Source organism: Mesorhizobium sp. M1A.F.Ca.IN.020.06.1.1 (assembly GCF_004023265.1).
Taxonomy (GTDB): domain Bacteria; phylum Pseudomonadota; class Alphaproteobacteria; order Rhizobiales; family Rhizobiaceae; genus Mesorhizobium.
Genome location: NZ_RZSR01001426.1, coordinates 1 through 1,017, shown reverse-complemented (window position 1 = coordinate 1,017; position 1,017 = coordinate 1). Strand labels below are relative to the sequence as shown.

The following is a 1,017-nucleotide window of genomic DNA, read 5'->3' as shown; positions in this document are numbered from 1 at the left end:
GGCCGCAGCGATGGTCGCCGGCGTCACCCTGTTCGCCAGATCGATCCAGGACACGGTCGAGGAGAAGCTGCGTGCCGATCCCGCCGTTACAAAGCAGTGGGACGAGGTTTCGACGCGCTTCCGCTATGTCTTCGCCGATCCCGAAGCCGCCTTCCGCGCCATGGATTTCGACGCGGTGCTGTCCGATTCAGCCGCGGCGAAGGTCGCGCTGGACCGGCTCGTATCGGAGCCGCAGACCCTCGGCGCACTCAAGGGCAGGACCGGCCTTCTCGCCGCTAAGGCCGATCGCGAGGACCGGCGTGTCGCCGAGCTCAATGTCCCGGCTCTGAAGCGCGACATCGAGCGCTATCTCAGCCTACGCGACAGGGCGGTGCAGAAGCTGGAAGCCGAGGAGCAGGCGATGCGCCGGCGCGTCTCGATCGACATCCCGGCGCTGTCGCCGGCAGCTCACCAAGTGCTCGAGCGGGTACGCGACGCCATCGACCGCAATGACCTCCCGGCCGCCCTCGGCTACGCCATCTCCAACCGCGAGGTGAAGGCCGAGATCGACGGTTTCAACAAGGCGATCGCGGAGCGGTTCGGCGAGCGCGTGCTGCTGACCAATGCAGCGCGCGAGCCCTCTGGCAAGCTGTTCGACAAGACGGCCGAGGGTCTCAAGCCAGGCAATCGTCAGAAGCTGGCGGAGGCCTGGCCGGTGATGCGGACGGCGCAGCAACTCGCCGCCCATGAACGCACCGCAGCGACGCTGAAGCAATCGGAAAACCTGCGCCAGACGCAGCGGCAGACGCCGGTGATGAAACAATGAGACGGCGGTGCGCCATGGCTCTCGTTGCATTCGCGGCCGCAGCTCTTGTCACGCTCGCAGGCGTCGCCTGGCTCGGCGGTCTTCGTGTCAATCTTACGCGCAGCTATCCGCTCGGCCTGTGGCGCATCGAGCCGCTCGAACGGCCCGCACAAGTGGGCGATCTTATCTTCATTTGCCCGCCCGACAGCCCTGCATTCCGCATGGCGCGTGAG

At 66.6% G+C, this 1,017-nt stretch carries 1 protein-coding gene and 1 pseudogene; both read left to right on the top strand.

The window, feature by feature from the left end; translation table 11 throughout:
• Nucleotides 1-805, top strand: an 805-nt coding sequence (locus EOA60_RS34560) for a BID domain-containing protein (protein WP_164899840.1), incomplete at its 5' end; no start/stop codon positions are given.
• A 14-nt stretch (nt 806-819) separates the two neighbouring features.
• A pseudogene (locus tag EOA60_RS34555) lies at nt 820-1,017 on the top strand (conjugal transfer protein TraF); the annotation flags it as partial.